Annotated in this window: 17 protein-coding genes; 14 read left to right on the forward strand and 3 right to left on the reverse strand. The window is 72.8% G+C overall.

What is annotated here, in order from left to right:
- Positions 1–53: 53 nt before the first annotated feature.
- Together ACTIF1_RS25125 and ACTIF1_RS25130 are read right to left on the reverse strand one after the other, a co-directional pair.
- Positions 54–1,103: an esterase gene (locus ACTIF1_RS25125; protein ID WP_439599204.1), complete on the reverse strand. Its 1,050-nt coding sequence runs from the start codon at positions 1,101–1,103 to the stop codon at positions 54–56.
- Positions 1,104–1,149: 46 nt separating this feature from the next.
- Positions 1,150–2,124: a LysR family transcriptional regulator gene (locus tag ACTIF1_RS25130; protein WP_439599205.1), complete on the reverse strand. Its 975-nt coding sequence runs from the start codon at positions 2,122–2,124 to the stop codon at positions 1,150–1,152.
- 84 nt (positions 2,125–2,208) lie between these two features.
- Here ACTIF1_RS25130 and ACTIF1_RS25135 point away from each other — a divergent pair, with 84 nt between their 5' ends.
- Both ACTIF1_RS25135 and ACTIF1_RS25140 read left to right on the forward strand, forming a co-directional pair.
- Positions 2,209–3,801: an ABC transporter substrate-binding protein gene (locus ACTIF1_RS25135; protein ID WP_439599206.1), complete on the forward strand. Its 1,593-nt coding sequence runs from the start codon at positions 2,209–2,211 to the stop codon at positions 3,799–3,801.
- Complete coding sequence (locus ACTIF1_RS25140; RefSeq protein WP_439599207.1) at positions 3,798–4,829, forward strand: serine hydrolase domain-containing protein; 1,032 nt, start codon at positions 3,798–3,800, stop codon at positions 4,827–4,829. The genes ACTIF1_RS25135 and ACTIF1_RS25140 overlap by 4 nt, the downstream gene beginning before the upstream one ends.
- Before the next feature lie 77 nt (positions 4,830–4,906).
- Here the strand turns inward: ACTIF1_RS25140 and ACTIF1_RS25145 are convergent, their stop codons facing one another.
- Positions 4,907–5,884 (reverse strand): Bug family tripartite tricarboxylate transporter substrate binding protein, encoded by a 978-nt coding sequence (locus ACTIF1_RS25145; RefSeq protein WP_439599208.1) that lies wholly within the window; start codon positions 5,882–5,884, stop codon positions 4,907–4,909.
- 159 nt (positions 5,885–6,043) lie between these two features.
- On the opposite strand from ACTIF1_RS25145, the gene ACTIF1_RS25150 reads away from it, so the two are divergent.
- From ACTIF1_RS25150 to ACTIF1_RS25205, 12 genes are all read left to right on the forward strand, one after another.
- Positions 6,044–6,592 (forward strand): chromate transporter, encoded by a 549-nt coding sequence (locus ACTIF1_RS25150; protein WP_439599209.1) that lies wholly within the window; start codon positions 6,044–6,046, stop codon positions 6,590–6,592.
- Positions 6,589–7,119 (forward strand): chromate transporter, encoded by a 531-nt coding sequence (locus ACTIF1_RS25155; RefSeq protein WP_439599210.1) that lies wholly within the window; start codon positions 6,589–6,591, stop codon positions 7,117–7,119. The genes ACTIF1_RS25150 and ACTIF1_RS25155 overlap by 4 nt, the downstream gene beginning before the upstream one ends.
- 11 nt (positions 7,120–7,130) lie before the next feature.
- Positions 7,131–8,579: an FAD-binding oxidoreductase gene (locus ACTIF1_RS25160; protein ID WP_439599211.1), complete on the forward strand. Its 1,449-nt coding sequence runs from the start codon at positions 7,131–7,133 to the stop codon at positions 8,577–8,579.
- Between the two features lie 56 nt (positions 8,580–8,635).
- The gene (locus ACTIF1_RS25165; RefSeq protein ID WP_439599212.1) at positions 8,636–9,301 is read left to right on the forward strand and encodes a hypothetical protein; all 666 of its coding nucleotides are present in this window, start codon (positions 8,636–8,638) and stop codon (positions 9,299–9,301) included.
- Positions 9,302–9,376: 75 nt separating this feature from the next.
- Positions 9,377–10,534, forward strand: a complete 1,158-nt coding sequence (locus ACTIF1_RS25170) for an LptF/LptG family permease (RefSeq protein ID WP_439599213.1) — start codon at positions 9,377–9,379, stop codon at positions 10,532–10,534.
- Positions 10,535–10,540: 6 nt separating this feature from the next.
- Entirely contained in the window at positions 10,541–11,677 is a 1,137-nt protein-coding gene (lptG, locus tag ACTIF1_RS25175; RefSeq protein ID WP_439599214.1) for an LPS export ABC transporter permease LptG, read from the forward strand.
- Positions 11,678–11,787: 110 nt separating this feature from the next.
- On the forward strand, positions 11,788–14,007 hold the full coding sequence (locus ACTIF1_RS25180; RefSeq protein WP_439599215.1) for an LPS-assembly protein LptD: 2,220 nt from the start codon (positions 11,788–11,790) through the stop codon (positions 14,005–14,007).
- 69 nt (positions 14,008–14,076) lie between these two features.
- Positions 14,077–15,393, forward strand: coding sequence for a peptidylprolyl isomerase (locus tag ACTIF1_RS25185; protein ID WP_439599216.1), 1,317 nt, complete (start codon positions 14,077–14,079; stop codon positions 15,391–15,393).
- A 97-nt stretch (positions 15,394–15,490) separates the two neighbouring features.
- Complete coding sequence (rsmA, locus tag ACTIF1_RS25190; RefSeq protein WP_439599217.1) at positions 15,491–16,345, forward strand: 16S rRNA (adenine(1518)-N(6)/adenine(1519)-N(6))-dimethyltransferase RsmA; 855 nt, start codon at positions 15,491–15,493, stop codon at positions 16,343–16,345.
- 51 nt (positions 16,346–16,396) lie between these two features.
- Positions 16,397–17,362 carry a D-2-hydroxyacid dehydrogenase gene (locus ACTIF1_RS25195; protein ID WP_439599218.1) on the forward strand — a complete coding sequence of 322 codons (966 nt, stop codon included), beginning with the start codon at positions 16,397–16,399 and terminating at the stop codon, positions 17,360–17,362.
- A 139-nt stretch (positions 17,363–17,501) separates the two neighbouring features.
- Positions 17,502–18,146, forward strand: a complete 645-nt coding sequence (locus ACTIF1_RS25200) for a TetR/AcrR family transcriptional regulator (RefSeq protein ID WP_439599219.1) — start codon at positions 17,502–17,504, stop codon at positions 18,144–18,146.
- Positions 18,147–18,404: 258 nt separating this feature from the next.
- Positions 18,405–20,125 (forward strand): DEAD/DEAH box helicase (locus ACTIF1_RS25205; protein WP_439599220.1); only part of this gene is annotated, 1,721 nt, incomplete at its 3' end.

Genomic DNA, 20,125 nt, shown 5'->3' on the forward strand with positions numbered 1-20,125 from the left:
AGGTTAACGCGCGCCGGGAAGTCATCACGACTTCGCGATGAACACCGCCAGGGCTACTGCCACAGCCCCTTGGAGGCCAGCCAGTCCTGCACCAGCTGCGCCACCTGGTCGCCGTTGCGGTCCATCATGATCATGTGGCTATTGCCGCGGATCCCCCGCTCCGGCAGGTCCACCACATCGACGCTGCCGCCGGCGGCGCGCACCGCTTCGGCGAATCGCACGCCATTGCCGCGGATGGTCGGCCAGCGGCTGTCCTGGGCGATATAGTCGCCATAGACCATCAGCACCGGGATGTTGCGCAGCGCCGCCACCTTGGCGATGTCGCCCACCGCGGCCGGCTCGATCAGCACCAGGGCGCGCACCTTGTCGGGGCGTTCCTGCGCCGCGCGCCAGCCGAACAGGCCCGCCTGGCTATGCGCCATGACGACGGAGGGGCCGACGCGGTCGAGCAGCGCCAGATAGGCCTCCAGCGTCAGGCCATCCGTGGTGGTGAAGCGCGGCACCACCTGGCGGACAAAGTTCATGTAGCTCTCGCGATCGGCCGGGAACTGGTTGCCCGGCAGCACCTCGCCCCGCTGGTAGCTGCCCTGGCCGGCGCCGATGCGGAAGCGCTCGAAGGGATTGTCCACCGTCAGCAGCACGGGCTGGCCGCCGGTCTGTTCCGGGATCATGGTCCAGCCGGCGCGGCCGCGCTCCACGGCGTCGGAGACATAGGTGGGCCAGCCGCGGCGCAGGAAGAAGTTCTGCCAGCCCTCGCGGCCATCCGGCGTGCTCTCCCAGGTCACGCCGGTCAGCCCGCCGCCGTGCCACATCAGCAGCGGCGCCTGGCCGCGGGGGGAAGCGGGGATCATGTACTGGGCATACATGCCGCCCATCAGATAGGTGCCGTTCGGATCGACCCGGGCGGGCACGCCGCCGGGGCTGAACAGCACCTCCCGCACCGGCTGGCCGGAGACCACGACCTCCCGCCCCCCGACATGGAAGCTGCCCCAGCTCTGCAGGCTCACGGGCGGCTGGGCATTGGCGGGCTGCTGCGCGCCGGCGGGCAGGCTGGGCCCGGCCATGACGGCGGCCAGCGCCATGGCGAGGATGGTCTTGTGCATGGTCTCACTCCCTCGAGTCCCGGCCTTGCCGGTTCAGGCGAGTGAATCACGCGGCGCCGGCCTCCGCCAGGGACCCCTCGGCCGCCACCGCCTCCCGCACCATGCCGCGCAGCCAGGTGAGGCCCGCATCGCCGTCCATCGCCTTCAGCCAGGCCATGTCGAGTCCGTGCAGCCGCTCCGGCAGCGGCGAGGGCAGCATCCGCAGGCGCAGCGCGCCAGCGAAGGGCGCGACGGCGCCGCGCGGCAGGGTGGTCAGCAGATCGGTCGCGGCGACGATATGCAGCGCCGCCTGGAAATGCGGCACCGTCACCGCGATCCGCCGCCGCAGCCCCTGCGCCGCCAGCGCCGCATCCATCCAGCTCAGCCGGTCGGGGAAGGAGGAGACGCGGACATGGCGCCGCGCCAGGAAGGCGGCCATGTCGAAACCCTCCGCCGGCCCTTCGTCGCGCAGCACGCAGACATGCGGGTCGCGGCGCAGCGGCTGCACCCGGCAGCGCGGCGGCAGCGGGTCGATCTGGCCCAGCGCCAGTTCCAGTTGCGCCTCGTCCAGCAGCCGGGGCAGCACCGGGCCCTCCCGGTTCTGGCCGCGCGGCAGGTGGATCACCTCCAGCCCCACCGCGGGCGCGGCCTCGCCCACCCTCCGCAGCAGCCGGGGCAGCAGGGTGGCTGAGACATGGTCGTTCATGCCGATGCGGAAGCGCCGCTCGCTCACCTCCGGCCGGAAGGGCGCGGCGGGCAGGATGGCCTGTTCCAGCGCCGCCAGCGCCGCGCCGGCGGCGCGGCAGAGCTCCGCGGCGCGCGGCGTCGGCACCAGGGCGCCGGGGCCGCGCAGGAAGAGCTCGTCCGCGAAGGCCAGCCGCAGGCGCTGCAGGGCATGGCTCACGGCCGGCTGCGACAGGCCGATCATCCGCCCCGCCGCGGTGATGCCGCGGCATTTCCACAGCGCGTCCAGCACCTTCAGCAGGTTGAGGTCCAGCGCCTGCAGCGACTGGATGGGGGTCAGCTCATTCGTCCGGTGCATGTTTTGAATGTCTAGCATCGATTTGACGGATGGACGCGGCCGCCGCGACATTTTCGGCCGTGTGATGAAGGGACATGCCTCGCCATGGCGGACGAACGGACAGGGCGCGCGGCGCGCGGCGGCATGGCGGGCCTGGCCTGCCTGGCGATGGCGGCTGCCGGGCCCGCGATGGGCCAGGGCCTCAGCATCGGCATGGCCGGCGCCGTCACCTCGGCCGATCCGCATTTCCACAATGCCTCCCCCAACAACAGCCTGGCCATGCAGGTCTTCGACCGGCTGGTGGAGCGCCGCGCCGATGGCGCGCTGGCGCCGGGCCTGGCGGAATCCTGGCGGCCGGTCTCCGACACCATCTGGGAATTCCGCCTGCGCCCGGGCGTCACCTGGCATGACGGCCGGCCGCTGAGCGTGGAGGACATCGCCTTCAGCTTCACCCGCGCCCGCCATGTGCCGAACAGCCCGGGCGGCTTCGGCGGCTTCCTGCGCAGCATCGCCGGCGTCACCGCCGTGGATGCGACCACGCTGCGGATCGAGACGCGCGGCCCCGCCCCCGGCCTGCCGGGTGATCTGGTGAATGTCGCCATCATCGCCCGCCATGCGGCGGAGGATGCCAGCACGGCGGATTTCAACGCCGGCCGCGCCGCCATCGGCACCGGCGCCTTCCGCCTGCGCAGCTTCCGCCCGGGCGACCGGATCGAGCTGGAGCGCAACCCCGCCTGGTGGGGCCCGCCCCTGGCCTGGGAGGCGGCGAGCTACCGCATGATGCCGAACCCGGCCGGCCGCACCGCGGCGCTGCTCTCCGGCGATGTCGACATGATCGAGATGCCCGGCGCCTCCGACCTGCCGCGGCTGCGCGCGGCGGCGCAGGTGACGCTGGTGGAGGCGCCGGGGCTGCGCGTGATCTACCTCGCCCCGCAGCACGGCGATGCGGTGCCCGGGGCCTTCGCCACAGCGGCGGATGGCGGCGCCCTGCCCGGCAATCCGCTGGCGCGGCGGGAGGTGCGGCAGGCGCTGTCGCTCGCCATCAACCGCGCCGGCCTGGCGGAGCGCGTGCTGGAGGGCACCGCGGTGCCCAGCGTGCAGATCCTGCCGCAGGGCACCTTCTCCGCCTTGCCGGGGCTGGAGGCGGGGGCGGCGGCGCCCGACCGGGCGCGCGCGCTGCTGGCGCAGGCCGGCTATCCGGGCGGCTTCCGCCTGACCCTGCATGTGCCGACGGACCGCTACCCCGGCGCCACCTCCGTCGCCCAGGCCGTCGCGCAGATGTGGACGCGCATCGGCGTGCGCACCAGCGTCGCCTCCCTGCCCTGGAGCGCCTATGCGACGCAGCGCGGCAGCTTCGCCATGCATGTGGTGGGGCTGGGCAATGCGACCTTCGATGCCTCCTCCATGCTGGTGAATGTGCTGGGCACGCCGGATGCGGCGCGCGGCATCGGCGCCGGCAATACCACCGGCTACAGCAATTCGGCGCTGGATGCCCTGGTGGCCCGCGCCGCCGGCACCTTCGACGATGCGCAGCGGGAGGAGATGCTGCGCGAGGCGACGCGCATGGCGATGGAGGATGGCGCCATCATCCCGCTGTACCACCAGACCAATAGCTGGGCGCTGCGCCGTGGCCTGACCTATGCGCCGCGGCTGGATGAACGGACGCTGGCCAAGGATGTGCGGCGGGCCGCGCCATGACGGGGGCCGCAACCTTCCCCGGCGCCGCCTGGGCCGAGGTGGACCCGGCGGCGGCCGGCTTCGACCCGGCGGCGCTGGCGCGCCTGGGCGAGACGCTCGGCGGGCTGACCACCACCTCCTTCATGGTGGTCTCGGGCGGCCGCATCGCCTGGCGCTACGGCGATGTCGCGGAGGTCAGCTACCTGGCCTCGACCCGCAAGAGCATCCTGTCCCTGCTCTATGGCCCGCATGTCGCGGCCGGGCGGATCGACCTGTCGCGGACGCTGGAGCAGCTGGGCATCGAGGATGTGCAGGGGCTGACGCCGCAGGAACGCCAGGCGACGATCCGCGACATCCTGACCAGCCGGTCCGGCGTCTATGCCCCGGCCGGCAGTCCGGGTGGCGACGATGCGGGCACGCCGGCCCGTGGCGCGCATCCGCCGGGCCGGTACTTCCATTACAACAACTGGGATTTCAACGTCGCCGGCGCGATCTTCGAGCAGCTGACGGGGATCGCGGTGCATGACGCGCTGCGCGACCAGCTGGCGATCCCGCTGGGCTTCGAGGATTTCGACCGTTCGCGCCAGCGCATGCTGGGCTATCCCGACCGCTCGCGCTTCCTCGCCTATCACATGTTCCTCTCGGGGCGGGACATGGCGCGGGTCGGGCTGCTGGCGCTGCGCGGCGGGCGCTGGGGCGACAGGCAGGTGGTGCCGGAGGCCTGGATCCGCGAAAGCCTGGCGCCGCATGTGCGGCCGGAGGCGATGGCCGGCCGCTTCGCCGGGCGCGGCATGGGCTATGGCTACTATTGGTGGCTGCCGATGCACACGGAGGCGCCGGAATGGCAGGGGGCCTTCCTCGCCTCCGGCCACTACGGGCAGTTCATCCTGGGCCTGCCTGCGCTGGACCTGCTGATGGTGCATCGCCGCGCGATCAGCGACGAGCGGGCGCTGAAGCGGAATGCCGGGATCGACCTGGGCGACCTGCCGGCGGTTTCGGCCGGGGAGATGGTGGCGCTGGGGCAGGCGGTGCTGGACGCCAGGGGCTGAGGGGGAGCCCCCCTCACCCCGACGGCGCACTGCGCCGGCGCTCTCCCCCAAGCGGGGGGAGAGGGCTTTGAAGGGGTTCAGTCCACGGTGATGCCGGCCTGGCGCACCACGGTCGCCCAGCGCTCGCGCTCCCACTTGATCAGGGCGGCGAAGCCGGGGCCGTCCATGGTGGAGGGCTCGGCGCCTTCCTCGCGCAGGCGGCGCACCACATCCTCGTTGGACAGCGCGGCGCGCATCGAGGCGAAGATATGGGCGCGGATCGGCGCCGGCGTCTCCTTCGGCGCCAGGATGCCGTACCAGGCGGTGGCCTTGTAGCCGGGGATGGTCTCGGCCACCGTCGGGATGTTCGGGAACAGCGCCATGCGCGCATCGCCGGTCACGGCCAGCGGCCGCACCGCATTGCTGCTCATCAGCCCGACCACGGAAGGCAGGGTGGTGACCATGAAGTGCAGGTGGCCGGCGACCACGTCGGTCAGCGCCGGCGCCGCGCCGCGGAAGGGCACGTGTTCCGCCTGCAGGCCCGCCATCTGCAGCATCAGCGCCGCGGCCAGGTGGCTGGCGGAGCCGTTGGAGGCGCTGGCGTAGTTCAGGTTGCCACGCGCGGCGCGCAGCTCCGCCAGCAGCTCCGGCAGGGTGGTGGCCTTGGAGGAGGGGCCGACCACGACGATCAGCGGCGCATCCGCCACCAGGCCGATCGGCTCCAGCGCCGTCTCCGGATTCACCCGCATGTTGCGGAACAGGGAGACGTTGACGCTCATCGGGCCGTGGTTGCCCATCAGCAGCGTATAGCCATCCGGCCGGGCGGTCGCCACGGCCTCGGTCGCGATATTGCCGCCGGCGCCGGGGCGGTTCTCCACCACCACGGTCTGGCCCAGGCTCGGCGTCATGGCGGAGGCCAGGGTGCGGGCGATGAGGTCGGTGCCGCCGCCGGGCGCGAAGGCCAGCAGCAGGCGGACGGGGCGGCTGGGATAGGCCTCCTGCGCCAGCGCGCCGCCGCCGGCGGCGATCAGCGGGGCGGCCATGCTGGTGGCGAGGAGCTTGCGGCGCGTGATCATGTTTCTGATGTCCCGTGTGAGGTGGCAGGCTATGTGCAACCTTCGCCTGCTCCGGGCAACCAGGGCGTGAAGGGGCGCCAGGCAGAGGGGCCGCGCCGGCTGCATTTTGCGCCTTGCGCGGGGCTTGATCCCCGGCGCGGCGCGGGCTTGCCTGGGCACATGGACCGACCCAGGCCGACCGTCGCGCAGCTTTTCCTCACCTACCTCAAGATCGGGCTGGTCGGCTTCGGCGGCGTGAATGCCTGGGCCCGGCGCGTGCTGGTGGAGGAGCGCCGCTGGGTGACGGAGCAGGAATATGCCGAGGTGCTGGGCCTCGGCCAGGTGCTGCCCGGACCCAATGCGCTGAATGTCGCCGTGCAGCTGGGCGAGCGGTTCCGCGGCGGCTGGGGGGCGCTGGCCGCCAGCACCGGGTTGTTCGGCGGGCCGCTGCTGGTGCTGGTGGGGCTGGCCATGCTGCACGATGCCTATGGCGAGGTGCCGCTGGTGAAGGCGGTGCTGGCCGGCACGGCGGCGGCGGCGGCGGGCATGATCCTGGGGACCGCCGCGAAGATCACCGGCAAGCTGCGTCCGGCCTGGCCGATCCTGGCGGTGGGCCTGGCGGCGCTGGTGGGGGGCGCGGTGCTGCGCCTGCCGCTGCCCTGGATCGTGCTCGGCCTCGCCCCCTTCGGCATCCTGGCCGCCTGGTGGACGGAGAAGGCGCGGCCATGAGCGAGGATAGCGGCGTGCTCGGCCAGCTGGCGCTGGGGTTCCTCGCCATCTCGCTGATCGCGGTGGGCGGCGGCATCGCCGTGGTGCCGGAGATGAACCGGCTGGTCGTCGATGTGCATGGCTGGATGAGCGATGCGCGCTTCGCCCAGCTTTTCGCCCTGGCCCAGGCGGCGCCGGGGCCGAATGTGCTGGTGGTGGGGCTGATCGGCTGGCATGTGGCGGGGATCGCCGGGATGCTGGTGGCCACCCTGGCCATGACCGGCCCGGCCGGGCTGCTCGCCTTCGGCTTTTCGCGCATGCGCTCGCGCCTCGCCGGGGCCCGCTGGCTGCGGGTGACGGAGCGCGGCCTGGTGCCGGTGGCGGTCGGGCTGATCTTCTCCTCCGGCGTCATCCTGACCCAGGCGGCGGCGGTGCATTGGCTGGCGGTCGCCATCTCCCTGGGCTCCACCCTCTTCGTCTGGCGCTCGGAAAAATCACCGCTCTGGGTGCTGGCGGTGGGGGCGGCGCTGGGCGCGATTTTCCTGTAGGAGGCGCCATCATGGCCGAAACACTCCAAGCCCCCACCCCCACCCCCGCCCCCACCGGCCTGATCGAGGCGCTGGCCGGGCTGCTCGGCCCGCGCGGCCTGCTGACGGCGCCGGAGGACCTGGAACCGCATCTCTCCGACTGGCGGGCGCTGTATCGCGGCGCGACCCCCTGCGTGGTGCGGCCGGCGGATACGGCGGAACTTGCCGCCGCGGTGAAGCTCTGCGCCGCGGCCGGGGTGCCGATGGTGCCCCAGGGGGGCAATACCTCCATGGTCGGTGGCGCCACGCCGGATGAATCGGGGCGGCAGATCGTGGTCAGCCTGGCCCGGCTGAACCGCATCCGCGCGATCGACCCGGTGGACATGACCATGACGGCGGAAGCCGGCGTGGTGCTGAAGCTGGCGCAGAACGCCGCCGCCGAGGCCGGCTGCCTCTTCCCCCTCAGCCTGGGCGCCGAGGGCACCGCCACCATCGGCGGCGTGCTGTCCACCAATGCCGGCGGCAATACCACCGTGCGCTACGGCAATGCGCGCGAATTGATGCTGGGGCTGGAGGTGGTGCTGCCGGACGGGCAGGTCTGGGATGGCCTCCGCCGGCTGCGCAAGGACAATACCGGCTATGCGCTGCGCCACCTGTTCGTGGGCGCGGAGGGCACGCTGGGCTTCATCACCGCCGCCACGCTGCGGATGTTTCCGCGCCCCCGCGACACGGCGCTCGCCTTCTGCGCGGTGGCGAGTGAGGAGGCGGCGCTGGCGCTGTTCCGCCGCTTCCGCGACCGCGACGAGAGCGCGGTGCGGGCTTTTGAGTATATGTCCGGCGCCGGCGTCGATTTTTGTCTCAAGCACATCGAGGGGGTGACCCTGCCGGTGGAGACCCGGGGGGACCATTACGTACTGGTCGACCTCGCCTCGCCGCGCCCGGATGCCGGGCTGCGGGACATGGCGGAAACGCTGCTGGGCGAGGCGATGGAGGCGGGGGAGGTGCTGGACGCGGTGCTGGCCGAATCCGAGGCCCAGGCGCAAAAACTGTGGAAGATCCGGGAGGAGCATCCGGAGGCCCAGAAGCGCGAGGGCGCCTCGGTGAAGAACGACGTCTCCGTCCCCGTCTCCCGCGTCCCCGAGATGATCCGCCGCTGCTCCGAGGAACTGGTCAAGCTGATTCCGGGCAGCCGGCCGGTGCCCTTCGGCCATATCGGCGACGGCAATATCCACATGAACCTGGAACAGCCGCCGGGCATGGACCCCGCCGCCTTCCTGGCCCGCAGCCACGACATCATGGATTGCGTGAATGCCGTGGTGCGGGAGATGGACGGCTCCTTCAGCGCCGAACACGGCATCGGCCGGCTGAAGACGGACATGATGCCGGATTGGCGCGGCGGGGCGGAGCTGGAGACCATGCGCCGGATCAAGGCGGCGCTCGACCCCTGGGGCCTGATGAACCCGGGCAAGGTCTTTTTCTGAAGCCCTGGATCCTCCTGCTGCTGCTGGCCGGCTGCGGCGCCTCCCCCGCCGGCCACATGCCGCCCGCGGCGAGGCGCCCGGCCGATCCGGCGCTCGCCGCCGCCGGGGCCGTGGCGCAGGTCCGCTCCGGCGAATCGGCGCGCTGCCTGGCCAGCGGCGGCGCCGTGCATCTGGGGGAGGGCCGCTTCGTGACGGCGGCGCATGTGGTGGATGGCTCCGCCCAGCGGCTGCGCGGCGTCTGCCCGGCCGGCGCCGGGCCGCTGGCGCTCGGCGTCGCCGGCACCACCGCCCCGGCCCGGCTGCTGGCGGCCGGGCAGGACCGGATCGACCGCGGCATCGGCCAGCGCTACCTGGGCGGGGAGGATGTGGCGCTGCTGCGTCCGGCGGGGGCGCTGCCCCGCCTCGGCACCGCGCAGCTCTGCCAGGGCCTGCCGGCGCCGGGGACGCCCGCCCTGCTGGTCACCCCGCGGCGCGCCATCCGCACCCGGCTGCTGCCGCCGGTGGCGGACCCCGATCCGCGCTTCGGCGCCTATCTGGAAATCCCCGACAGCCTGCTGCCCGGCGAATCCGGCGGCGCGGTCTTCGACTCCGGCTCCGGCTGCCTGGCCGGGCTCATCAGCCATCGGGACGAGCCGGAGGGCGCCGCGGCCGGGCCGGCGCGCACCCGTCTGGTGCCGGCACCCGTCATCGCCCGCTTCCTCGCCGGGGTCACCGCACCGTGAGCGGCCGGCGCGTCGGGCCCGGCCCGGGGGCAGGCGCTTTGCAGCCCGCCCCTTCCGGCTGGTAGAAGGGGCCGGATGACACGGATCGACCGCTACATCCTGCGCCAGCTCACCGCCGGGCTGCTTGCCGTGACCATCGGCCTGGCGGCGCTCGTCTGGCTGACCCAGTCGCTGCGCTTCATCGAGCTGGTGCTGGACCGCGGCCTGTCCCTGGTGGTCTTCGTGCAGCTGACCGGGCTGATGCTGCCGGGCTTCATCGCAGTGATCCTGCCCATCACCACCTTCGTCGTGGTGCTCTTCGTCTATGTGCGGATGAACACGGACCGGGAGCTGGTGGTGATGCGCGCCGCCGGCCTGTCGCAGCTGCGGCTCGGCCGGCCGGCCCTGCTGCTGGCCCTGGCCTCGGTGGCCATCGGCTATGCGCTGAACCTCTGGCTGGTGCCGATGTCGCATACCGCCTTCCGGATCTGGCAATACGAGATCCGCAACGAGATGGCGGCGATCCTGGTGCAGGAGGGGGTCTTCTCCTCGGTCGGCGGCGACCTCACGGTCTATGCCCGGCTGCGCGACCGGGACGGCACGCTGCGCGGCATCCTGGTGCATGATGCGCGGGAGGCGGGCGCGCCGGCCACCATCCTGGCCGAGGTCGGCCGCATCTCCAACGGCCCCTTCGGCCCGCGCGTCACGCTGCAGAACGGGGTACGCCAGCAGATGGAGCGCGTGCCGCCGCCGGCCGGATCCCCCCCCGGCACGCCGCCCAGCATGCGGCTCTCGGTGCTCAGCTTCCAGGAGAACAGCGTGGATCTCGCCCGCGCCACGCGGCAGGAGGAGGTGCGTTTCCGCGATTCGCGGGAGCGCAGCGTGTCCGAGCTGCTGCACCCCGACCCGGCGGAGCAGCTGCGGCCGCGGGAGCTGGCGCGCTTCGTGGGGGAGGCGCATCAGCGCATGTCCGCGCCGCTGACCGCGCTGACCTTCGCCCTGGTGGGCATGGCGGTGGCGCTGACCGGCCAGTTCCGCCGGCATGGCGGCGGGCTGCGGCTGGCGATCGGCGTCGGGCTGGTGGTGGGCCTGCTGGCCATGGGGCTGACCATCGGCAACCTCGCCACCCGCGACAATGCCTTCGTCTGGCTGATCTGGGCGCATGCCACCCTGCCCGGCCTGGTGGCCGCCTGGTGGCTGGTCGGCGCCCCCGGCCTGCCGCGCTTCCGCCCCGCCCCCCTCCAGCCCTCCTGAGCCCGCATGGTCTTCACCCCCACGCTGACCGGCTATGTGGCGCGCGGCTTCCTGCTGGCCACGCTGCTGGTGATGGCCGCGCTGATCGGCCTGGTCGCGCTGTTCGATTTCATCGAGCTGCTGCGCCGCGCGGCGACGCGGCCGGATGTCGGCTATGCCGTGCCGCTGGAGATCGCGGCCATGCGGCTGCCCTTCGTGGCGCTGCAGATCCTGCCCTTCGCCATCCTGCTGGGCGGCATCATCGCCTTCTGGCGACTGACCCGCTCCTCCGAGCTGATCGTGGCGCGCGCCGCCGGCATTTCCGCCTGGGGCTTCCTGACCGGGCCGCTGGTGGTGGCCGTGCTGCTCGGCATGCTCGGCACCTTCGGCATCTCGCCCATCTCCTCCGCCCTGCTGGCCCGGGCGGAGCGGCTGGACATGACCTTCCTGCGCACCGGCGGCGGGCTCTCCTCCCTGGCCGGGGGGCGGCTCTGGCTGCGCCAGGCGGACCGGGCGCTGGAGCCGCAGGGGGTGGCCATCATCTCCGGCCGGCCGGTGGCCATGCGGGACGGCACGGACCCGCTGCCGCGCGGCCCGCGCTTCGAATTGCAGGAGGTCACCATCTGGCGGCTGTCGGCCGATGACCGGCCGCTGGCCCGGCTGGAGGCGCCGCGCGCCCGGCTGATCGACGGCGCCTGGGTGATGGAGGAGGCGGTGAGCTTCGGCGCCGACCGGATGGCCGGCCCGCCCGCCCGCGTCAGCCTGCCGACCGAGCTGACGCCGGACCGCATCCAGGACAGCTTCGCCTCCCCGGAGACGCTCGATTTCTGGGCCCTGCCCCGCTTCATCGCGGTGCTGGAGGAGGCCGGCTTCTCCGCCGTGCGGCACCGCATCCAGTTCCAGTCGCTGCTGGCCCTGCCGGTGCTGGCGCTGGGCATGGCCCTGCTGGCCGCCGGCTTTTCCATGCGCCAGACCCGCCGGGGCGGGGTGGCGCAGATGATCGGCGGCGGTGTCGCCGCCGGATTCGCCCTGTTCGTGCTGGACAGGGTGAGCAATGAAATGGGCGAGGCGGGGTCCCTGCCGGTGCTGCTGGCGGCCTGGGCGCCCGCGCTCGCCGGCCTGCTGCTCGCCCTGGCGCTGCTGCTGCACCTGGAGGATGGCTGATGCCCGGACCTGCGCCATCCGGCCGAGTGCCCCCGCGGCCATCCGGCCGCGCCCCGAAGCTGCCGCCACCGATCCGGCCCGTGCGGCGGCCGGTGCCGCTGCCTTTGGCGGTGGACCCGCCCCCAACCGCGCCGCGCCCGCGCCGGCTGCGCCTGGCCGGCCTGCTGGCGCTGACCGCGCTCGGCCTGCTGCTGGCCCCCACCGGCCCCGGCGCCCAGCAGGGGCTGATGGGACTCGGCAATCGCGGCGCCAATGACGGGCCGGTGACCTTCACGGCGGATGAGGTCGAATACGACCAGACCGAGAACCGGGTGACCGCGCGCGGCCGGGTGGAGGCCTGGCAGGGCGACCGCGTGCTGCGCGCCGATGAATTCACCTATGACCGCGACACCGGCGTGGCCACCGCCTCCGGCAATGTCGCGCTGATCGAGCCGGATGGGCAGACGCTCTTCGCCGACCGCGTCGAGCTGACGGATGGCATGCGGGATGCGGCCATCGAGGGCATCCGCGGCCTTCTCGCCTCCAATGCCCGGGTGGCGGCGGCCGGCGGGCGGCGCACCGGCGGCACCGTCACCGACCTCGCCCGCGTGGTCTATTCCTCCTGCGACCTCTGCGCCGAGGACCCGACCCGGCCGCCGCTGTGGCAGCTGCGCGCGCGCATCGCGACGCTGGACAGCGTGGAGCAGCGGGTGCGCTACCGCGACGCGGCGGTGCAGTTCGGCGGCGTGCCGCTGCTCTATGCCCCCTATTTCAGCCATGCCTCGCCGGATGCGCCGCGTGCCTCGGGCTTCCTCTCGCCGACGCTGGGGCAGACCCGCTTCCTCGGCGGCTTCATGGAGCTGCCCTATTACTGGGCGATCGACGACCATTCGGATGCGACCATCAGCGTCACCGCCTCCACCGAGCAGGTGCCGAACCTGGGCGGCGCCTATCGGCGTCGCTTCAACAATGGCGAGGTGGCCTTCGAGGGCTCGATCGGCAGCCTGGACGGCACCGATGCGGATGGCATCGGCGGGCATATCTTCTCCCAGGGCCGCTTCACGCTGGACGAGAACTGGCGCGCCGGCTTCGCGCTGAACCGCGCCTCCTCCCGCGAATACCTCCAGGCCTGGCGCTATGGCGCGCCACGGGTGCTGACCAGCACCGCCTATGCCGAGGGCTTCTGGGGGGCGGAGGGCTATGCGCGGATCGATACGCTGCTCTACCAGGGGCTGGATGCGGCGAATTCCACGGACCTGACGCCCTTCGTCCTGCCGCGCGGCTATGCCGACTATGTCTTCCCGAATGACGGCCTGGGCGGGCGCTTCACCGTCGATGCCTCCGCCTTCAGCCTGTCGCGGGCCAGCGGCACGGATACGCGCAGGCTCGCCAGCCGCGCCACCTATGAGCTGCCGCTGACCGGCGAGATGGGCGATATCTGGACCTTCCGCACCCATGCGGATGTGGTCGGCGGCTGGGTCGATGGCCTGGCGCTGGCGCCCACCTTCGGCAATGCCGGCGGCGACGGTTTCTACGGCCGCGGCAATATCCGCACCGCGGTGGACTGGCGCATGCCCTTCCTGCGCAGCGCCGGCGAATACGGGTCCCAGATCATCGAGCCGCGGGTGCAGCTGGTGACCGGCCCGGCCACGGGCGCGCAGCTGCGCTTCCCGAACGAGGACAGCCTCGATTTCGAATTCACCGATGCGAACCTGTTCAGCCTGAACCGCTACCCCGGCCGCGACCGCTTCGAGGGCGGCACGCGCGCCGATGCGGCGCTGCGCGGCGCCTGGCTGTTCCCCAATGGCGGGCAGCTGGAGGGCCTGGCCGGGCGCTCCGTCCGCATGGCCACCGATGAGACCTTCGCCGATGGCTCGGGCCTCGAGAACCGCTCCTCCGACTGGGTCGGGCGGCTGCGGCTGGCCCCGGTGCCCTGGCTGGAACTGCTGGGGCGCGGAAGGCTGGACCGTGAGACCGGCGAGGGCCGGCTCTGGGACGGCACCGCCACCTTCTTCGGCGGTCCCTTCACGCTCTCCGGCGGCTACCTGCTGACCAATCCGGCGCCCAATGTGACGACCCGGAAGCGGGAGGAATTCTCCCTGGGCGGCACCTTCCGGATCAACGAGAACTGGCGCGTCGGCCTGTTCGGCCGCTACGACGTGGGGCTGGACCGGCCGGTGGCCGCCCAGGCCTCCGCCACCTATGAGGATGAGTGCTTCATCTTCGAGACGCGCTTCGTCCGCAGCTGGGCGGAGGACCCGACCACCCGGACCGATTACACCGGCGGCACGCTGCTGCTGTTCCGGGTCGGGCTGAAGACGATCGGCGATTTCGGGCTGCGCGCGCTGTAGGCCCCGGCACCGCCCGAGGAAACGGGCCGGGTGATACCGCCCGGCCCCAAAATGCTTTAGGAAAGCGCCATGCGCCCCACCGCCCGAGCCCTGCTGCTCCTCCCCGTCCTGGCCAGCCTGGCCGGCGCGGCCGTCCTGACCCTTCCCGCCCCCGCCCTGGCGCAGCCCGCCGCGGCGGCCGGCCCGCAGGTCAACCGGATTGTCGCCGTCATCAACGGGGACATCGTCACCCAGGCCGATGTCGACGGCCGGCGGCGGCTCTTCGCCCTGAATGCCGGGCTGAACATGACGCCCGAGGTGCTGCAGCGCCTGACGCCGCAGGTCACCCGCCTGCTGGTGGATGAGCGGCTGCGCGTGCAGGAGGTGCAGCGCCGCCGGATTCCGGTGACGGACAACGACATCGCGGCCGCGGTGGCGGAGCTGGAGCGCCGCAACGGCCTGCCGGCCGGCGCCCTGGTGGCCCAGCTGCGCCGCGCCGGGGTGGAGCCGCGCGTGCTGTATGACCAGCTGCGCGTGCAGATCGGCTGGGCGCGGCTGATCCGCCAGCTGCTGGGCCCGCAGGCCGAGCCTGGGCAGCCCGAGGTGGCGGAGCTGATCGCCAGCCAGCGCGCCCGCACCGGCCAGCCGGAATTCCTGGTGAGCGAGATCTTCGTCCCGGTCGACGACCCGACCGAGGAGGGCGAGGTCCGCAGCTTCGTGGACGAGGTGGTGAGCCAGCTGCGCCGCGGCGTGCCCTTCCCCGTGGCGGCGACGCAGTTCAGCCAGTCGCAGACCGCGCTGCAGGGCGGCGACCTCGGCTGGGTGGGGGCGGAGGCGCTGGACCGGGAGGTGGCGGAGGTGGTGCGCCAGATGCCGCCCGGCGCCATCGCCAACCCGATCCGCGTGCCCGGCGGCTTCCAGATCATCGCCCTGCGGCAGAAGCGCGAGGTGGGGCGCGACATGGCGACCATGCTGACGCTGCGCCAGGCCTTCTTCGCCTTCTCCTCGCCGCTCGACCCCAACAACCCGACGCAGCAGCAGATCCAGACGGTGGAGCGGGCGCGCGCGCTCTCGGCCTCCGCCCGCAGCTGCGAGGCGGTGGAGGCGGCGGCACGCGCCAGCGGCAGCGGGCGCGACCCCGATCCGGGCGAGGTGCGGCTGGAAGGCGTGCAGCCGCCGCCGCTGCGCCAGCTGATCGCCAGCCTGCAGCCGGGCCGCGCCAGCCAGCCGGTGATCGCCCCCGATGGCGTGGCCGTCATCATGGTCTGCACGCGGGAGACGCGGAACCAGGCGGAGCTGACGCCGGACGCCGCCCGCGCCCAGCTGGTGCGCGACCGCGCCGAGCTGCTCTCCCGCCAGGTGCAGCGCGACCTGCGCCGGCGGGCGCAGATCGAGATGCGGAGTTGAAACCGACGCCCCGCCCCAAAAGCCCTCTCCCCCCGCAGGGGGGGGAGGGTTGGATGGGGGGGGCCGCGGCAGATGAGCGGGCGGTTTTCTTCCTGTGATGCCTCCCTCGCCCAACCCCCTCCCCTCGCTCCGCGACACCGTCCGTGAATACGGGCTCGACGCCCGGAAATCCCTCGGCCAGCATTTCCTGCTGGACCCTGCCGTCTGCGCGCGCATCGCGGCGCTGGCCGGCGACCTTTCGGGGCGGCAGGTGCTGGAGGTGGGCCCCGGCCCCGGCGGGCTGACGCGGGCCCTGCTGGCGACGCCGGCGGCGCATGTGCTGGCGGTGGAGCTGGACCGGCGCGCCATCGCGGCGCAGCAGGCCCTCGCCGCGCATCACCCCGGCCGGCTGACGGTGCGGGAGGGCGATGCGATGGAGATCGACCCGCTCACGGAAATGCCGGCGCCGCGCCGCATCATCGCCAACCTGCCCTACAACGTCGCCACCCCCCTGCTCGTCGGCTGGCTGCGCCAGGCGGCTGACATCGAGGGCATGACGCTGATGTTCCAGCAGGAAGTGGCGGAACGCATCTGCGCGGCGCCGGGCAGCGACGCCTATGGCCGGCTCGGCGTGCTGGCGCAGTGGCGCTGCAAGGCGCAGTTTCTGCTCAGCCTGCCGCCCGGCGCCTTCACCCCGCCACCCAAAGTCTACTCGGCGGTGGTTGGCCTCACGCCGCATGCGGAGGACCCGGGCCCGGCGCTGTTCGCCGCCATGGAACGCACCACCGCCGCCGCCTTTGGCCAGCGCCGCAAAATGCTGCGCGGGGCGCTGAAGCAGCTGGGGCAGGCGGAGGCGTTGCTGGAGACGGCGGGCATCGCCGGGGAACGGCGGGCGGAGACGCTGACCATCGCCGAATTCGACCGGCTCGCCCGCGCCTTGCTGGCCCGCGAGTCCGCCGCCGGGGTTGCCTGACCGGCGCCACGCGGGTTTGGTGCGAACCCTGATCCCAGGAGACTCGCAAAGATGCTGCCGCCGGATGACCAGCTCACCCTCTGCTTCGCCCATGTCGCCTATCGCTTCGGCGAGCGCTACGCCCAGCGCGGCGGCAAGCTGAAGCACTTTGAGGTGCGCAGCCTGGAGGAGCTGGAGGCGCGGCTGCCGGAGGCCGATGTGCTGCTGGTCTCGGGCATGTGGCGCAACCACCTGGCGGCGAAGGCGCCGCGGCTGAAATTCATCCAGTCGATCAGCGCCGGCGTCGACCAGTACGACAAGGCGGTGCTGGCGGGCGCCGGCATCCGCCTGGCCTCGGCGCAGGGCGCCAATGCCAATGCCGTGTCGGAACACGCCATCTCGCTGATCCTGGCCCAGGCCCGGCTGCTGCCGCAGGCGCGCGACAACCAGGTGAAGCAGCACTGGCGCGGCATGATCGGCGACCTCACCCAGCGCGAGGACGAATTGGGCGGCAAGACGCTGCTGGTGGTCGGCATCGGCCGCATCGGCGGGCGGCTGGCGCGCCTCGCCAAGGCTTTCGACATGAAGGTCATCGGGCTGCGCCAGGACCCGGCCAAGGGCGCCGAGGGCGCGGACGAGATCCACGGCATGGACCAGCTGCACGCCCAGCTTGCCCGGGCCGATATCGTCGCGCTGTGCTGCGCGCTGACGCCGGAGACGCGCGGGCTGATGAATGCCGCCGCCTTCGCCGCCATGAAGCCGGGTGCCACGCTGGTGAACGTGGCGCGCGGCGCGGTCTGCGACGAGGCGGCGCTGATCGCGGCGCTCGGCTCCGGCCAGCTCGGCCAGGCGGCGCTGGACGTGACGGTGGAGGAGCCGCTGGCCGCCACCAGCCCGCTCTGGGCGATGCCGAATGTCTTCATCACCCCCCATACCGGCGGCGAGACCCGGGCCTATGAGGGCAATGTGCTGGACCTGCTGGAGGCGAACCTGCCGCGGCTGCGGGCGGGCGAGAAGCTGGTCAATCAGGTCGTGTGACGGCCCACGGCTGTCGCGTTACATGAACATAGTATAAATTTCGCGACGAATTGATCCTTCGTCCGGAATTCTATATCAACGGGCGGCGGGGCGGCCGAGTCGGGAAGCGATAGCGCCCCGAGACGGAGACCGCCTGCCCATGGAGACTGTCGATCGCAAGGCCGGCCGGAAGCCCAGCGCGGTGCTCGACGCGGCGATCCTGGCCGCGGCGCTGGAGGCGCTGGCGGAGGTGGGCTTCGAGGCGCTGTCCATCGCCGATGTCGCGCGGCGGGCGGGGACGACGCCGCCCGCGATCTATCGCCGCTTCGCCAACAAGCCGAAGCTGCTGCTGGCGGCGCTGGCCGATGACCTCTCCAGGATGCGGGCGCCGGAGACCGATCACGGCAGCCTGCGCGCCGACCTCTGCGCCTGGGTCGAGCTGATCCTGCGCGAGCTTCTGCCGAGCCGCCTGCGCATCCTGGGCAGCCTGATCTTCCAGGCCCGGCGCGACCCGGAGCCGATCGCGCTGCTGACCGAGACGGTGCACAGCTTCGGCGCCCTGCACTGGCGCCTCATCATCGGGCGCGCGGTGCGGCGCGGCGAGGTGCCGGAGGTGCCGCTGCCCCCCCTGCTCGCCCGGGTGCCCGCGGCGCTGGTGACCTACCAGGCCCTTTTCCCGCAGCCGGCAGAGGATCCCGGCGCCATCCTCGGGCTGGTCGATGCGGTGATGCTGCCGGCGATCCGCGCGGCCATCGCCGCCCAGGCCCCGCCGCCCGGCCCGGAGCGGAGCGGCGTCTTGCCTTGATTTCCGCGCCATAGCGGCGCATATGCGCTGCATCCCGCCCGGCCCCGCCAAGCGCCTGTCACCGCGCCTGTGGGGCGCCCCCGCCGAATGCGCGTCCCGCCGGGATGCGCGCAGGTGGCGGGCAGGTCCGAGGCATGCAGAGAACCAAGCACGTTGAGCGATCATAGCGACGCGACCGCCCCGCGCGCGGCCGAGACCGAAGACTCCCAGGCCGCCACGGGCCCCGTCGAGGCGGGGACCGCCGAGACGGGAAGCCCCGTGACTGCGGAGACCGCCGCCGCGCCGCGCAAGCGGCGGGCGCCCAGCGCCCGCGCGACCGCATCGCGCGCCGCCAAGGCCGCGGCGGAGTCCTCCGGCGAGGAGGTCGCGCCGAAGCCCAAGCCGCGGGCCACGCGGTCCCGCGCCAAGGCGGCCACCGCCGCGCCGGCGGAAGCCAAGCTTGCGGTGGCGGAGGCCGTGGAGGCTTCGGCGGAGCCGGTGGTGCCCCAGGCGGAGCCAGTTGTGCCCGAGGCGGAGCCGGTCGTGCCCGAGGCGACGGCGCCGGTGGCGGAATCCGCGCCGGAGCCGGAGGCCGAGCCGCTTTCGGCCGAGGCCCAGGCGGAAGCCGACCAGAATGCCGAGGAAGCCGCGAGCTGGGCCGCCGAGGAGCCGCCGCGCACCACCTTCACCGATCTCGGCCTCTCCGAGCCGATCCTGCGCGCCGTCGCCGAGACCGGCTACCTGTACCCCACGCCGATCCAGGAACAGGCGATCCCGATCGTCCTGATGGGCCGGGACGTGCTGGGCTGCGCACAGACGGGCACCGGCAAGACCGCCAGCTTCACCCTGCCGATGCTGGACATCCTGGCCGGGTCCCGCGCCAAGGCGCGCATGCCGCGCAGCCTGATCCTGGAGCCGACGCGCGAGCTGGCGCTGCAGGTGGCCGAGAACTTCGTCAAATACGGCAAGCACCTGAACCTGAACCATGCCCTGCTGATCGGCGGCGAGAGCATGAACGACCAGCGCGACGTGCTGGAGAAGGGCGTCGACGTGCTGATCGCGACGCCGGGCCGGCTGCTCGACCTGTTCGATCGCGGCCGCATCCTGCTGGCGGATTGCAAGGTGCTCGTCATCGACGAGGCCGACCGCATGCTGGACATGGGCTTCATCCCGGATGTCGAGCGCATCGTCTCCATGCTGCCGCGCATGCGCCAGACGCTGTTCTTCTCCGCCACCATGGCGCCGGAAATCCGCCGCCTGGCCGATGCCTTCCTGCAGAATCCGCGCGAGATCACCGTCTCCGCCCCGGCGACCGTGGCCACGACCATCACCACCGGCCTCGCCTGGGTGCATCCGCATGAGAAGCGGGAGGCGCTGCGCCGCCTGCTGAACAAGGAGGATGTGCAGAACGCCCTGATCTTCTGCAACCGCAAGGTCGAGGTCGACATCCTCTACAAGTCGCTGAAGAAGCATGGCTTCTCGGTCGGCGCGCTGCATGGCGACCTGGAGCAGTCGGTGCGCTTCGCGACGCTGAACAAGTTCAAGGCGAATGAGCTGCAGCTGCTGGTCTGCAGCGATGTGGCGGCGCGCGGCCTCGACATCGGCGGGCTCAGCCATGTCTTCAACTTCGACGTGCCCTTCCATGCGGAGGACTATGTCCACCGCATCGGCCGCACCGGCCGCGCCGGGCGCCAGGGCCATGCCTATTCGCTGGCAGCGCCGGAGGATGCGAAATCCGTCGCGGCGATCGAGCGCCTGACCGGCAAGCCGATCCCGCGCATGGAGATCGAGGGTTTGGTGCCGGTGACGGCCGAGGAGATCGAGGAAGGCGCCAAGGCCCGCCGCGGTCGCGGCGGCCGTGCCGCCCCGGGTGGCCGTGATGGCGGGCGCGATGCCGGCCGCGGGCGTGGCCGGGACGGGGGCCGGGATGGGGGCCGTGATGGCGCGCGCGGCCGGGGCGAGGCCCCGCGCCGGGACGCGCCGGCACCGGCCGCCGAGGA

Origin of the sequence: Falsiroseomonas sp. (assembly GCF_051860665.1) — a bacterium.
Taxonomy (GTDB): domain Bacteria; phylum Pseudomonadota; class Alphaproteobacteria; order Acetobacterales; family Acetobacteraceae; genus Falsiroseomonas.

Coding starts and splice junctions, on each gene's coding strand:
- ACTIF1_RS25125 (WP_439599204.1), bottom strand. CDS start 1,103: ATGCACAAGACCATCCTCGCCATGGCGCTGGCCGCCGTCATGGCCGGG.
- ACTIF1_RS25130 (WP_439599205.1), bottom strand. CDS start 2,124: ATGCACCGGACGAATGAGCTGACCCCCATCCAGTCGCTGCAGGCGCTG.
- ACTIF1_RS25135 (WP_439599206.1), top strand. CDS start 2,209: ATGGCGGACGAACGGACAGGGCGCGCGGCGCGCGGCGGCATGGCGGGC.
- ACTIF1_RS25140 (WP_439599207.1), top strand. CDS start 3,798: ATGACGGGGGCCGCAACCTTCCCCGGCGCCGCCTGGGCCGAGGTGGAC.
- ACTIF1_RS25145 (WP_439599208.1), bottom strand. CDS start 5,884: ATGATCACGCGCCGCAAGCTCCTCGCCACCAGCATGGCCGCCCCGCTG.
- ACTIF1_RS25150 (WP_439599209.1), top strand. CDS start 6,044: ATGGACCGACCCAGGCCGACCGTCGCGCAGCTTTTCCTCACCTACCTC.
- ACTIF1_RS25155 (WP_439599210.1), top strand. CDS start 6,589: ATGAGCGAGGATAGCGGCGTGCTCGGCCAGCTGGCGCTGGGGTTCCTC.
- ACTIF1_RS25160 (WP_439599211.1), top strand. CDS start 7,131: ATGGCCGAAACACTCCAAGCCCCCACCCCCACCCCCGCCCCCACCGGC.
- ACTIF1_RS25165 (WP_439599212.1), top strand. CDS start 8,636: ATGCCGCCCGCGGCGAGGCGCCCGGCCGATCCGGCGCTCGCCGCCGCC.
- ACTIF1_RS25170 (WP_439599213.1), top strand. CDS start 9,377: ATGACACGGATCGACCGCTACATCCTGCGCCAGCTCACCGCCGGGCTG.
- lptG (WP_439599214.1), top strand. CDS start 10,541: ATGGTCTTCACCCCCACGCTGACCGGCTATGTGGCGCGCGGCTTCCTG.
- ACTIF1_RS25185 (WP_439599216.1), top strand. CDS start 14,077: ATGCGCCCCACCGCCCGAGCCCTGCTGCTCCTCCCCGTCCTGGCCAGC.
- rsmA (WP_439599217.1), top strand. CDS start 15,491: ATGCCTCCCTCGCCCAACCCCCTCCCCTCGCTCCGCGACACCGTCCGT.
- ACTIF1_RS25195 (WP_439599218.1), top strand. CDS start 16,397: ATGCTGCCGCCGGATGACCAGCTCACCCTCTGCTTCGCCCATGTCGCC.
- ACTIF1_RS25200 (WP_439599219.1), top strand. CDS start 17,502: ATGGAGACTGTCGATCGCAAGGCCGGCCGGAAGCCCAGCGCGGTGCTC.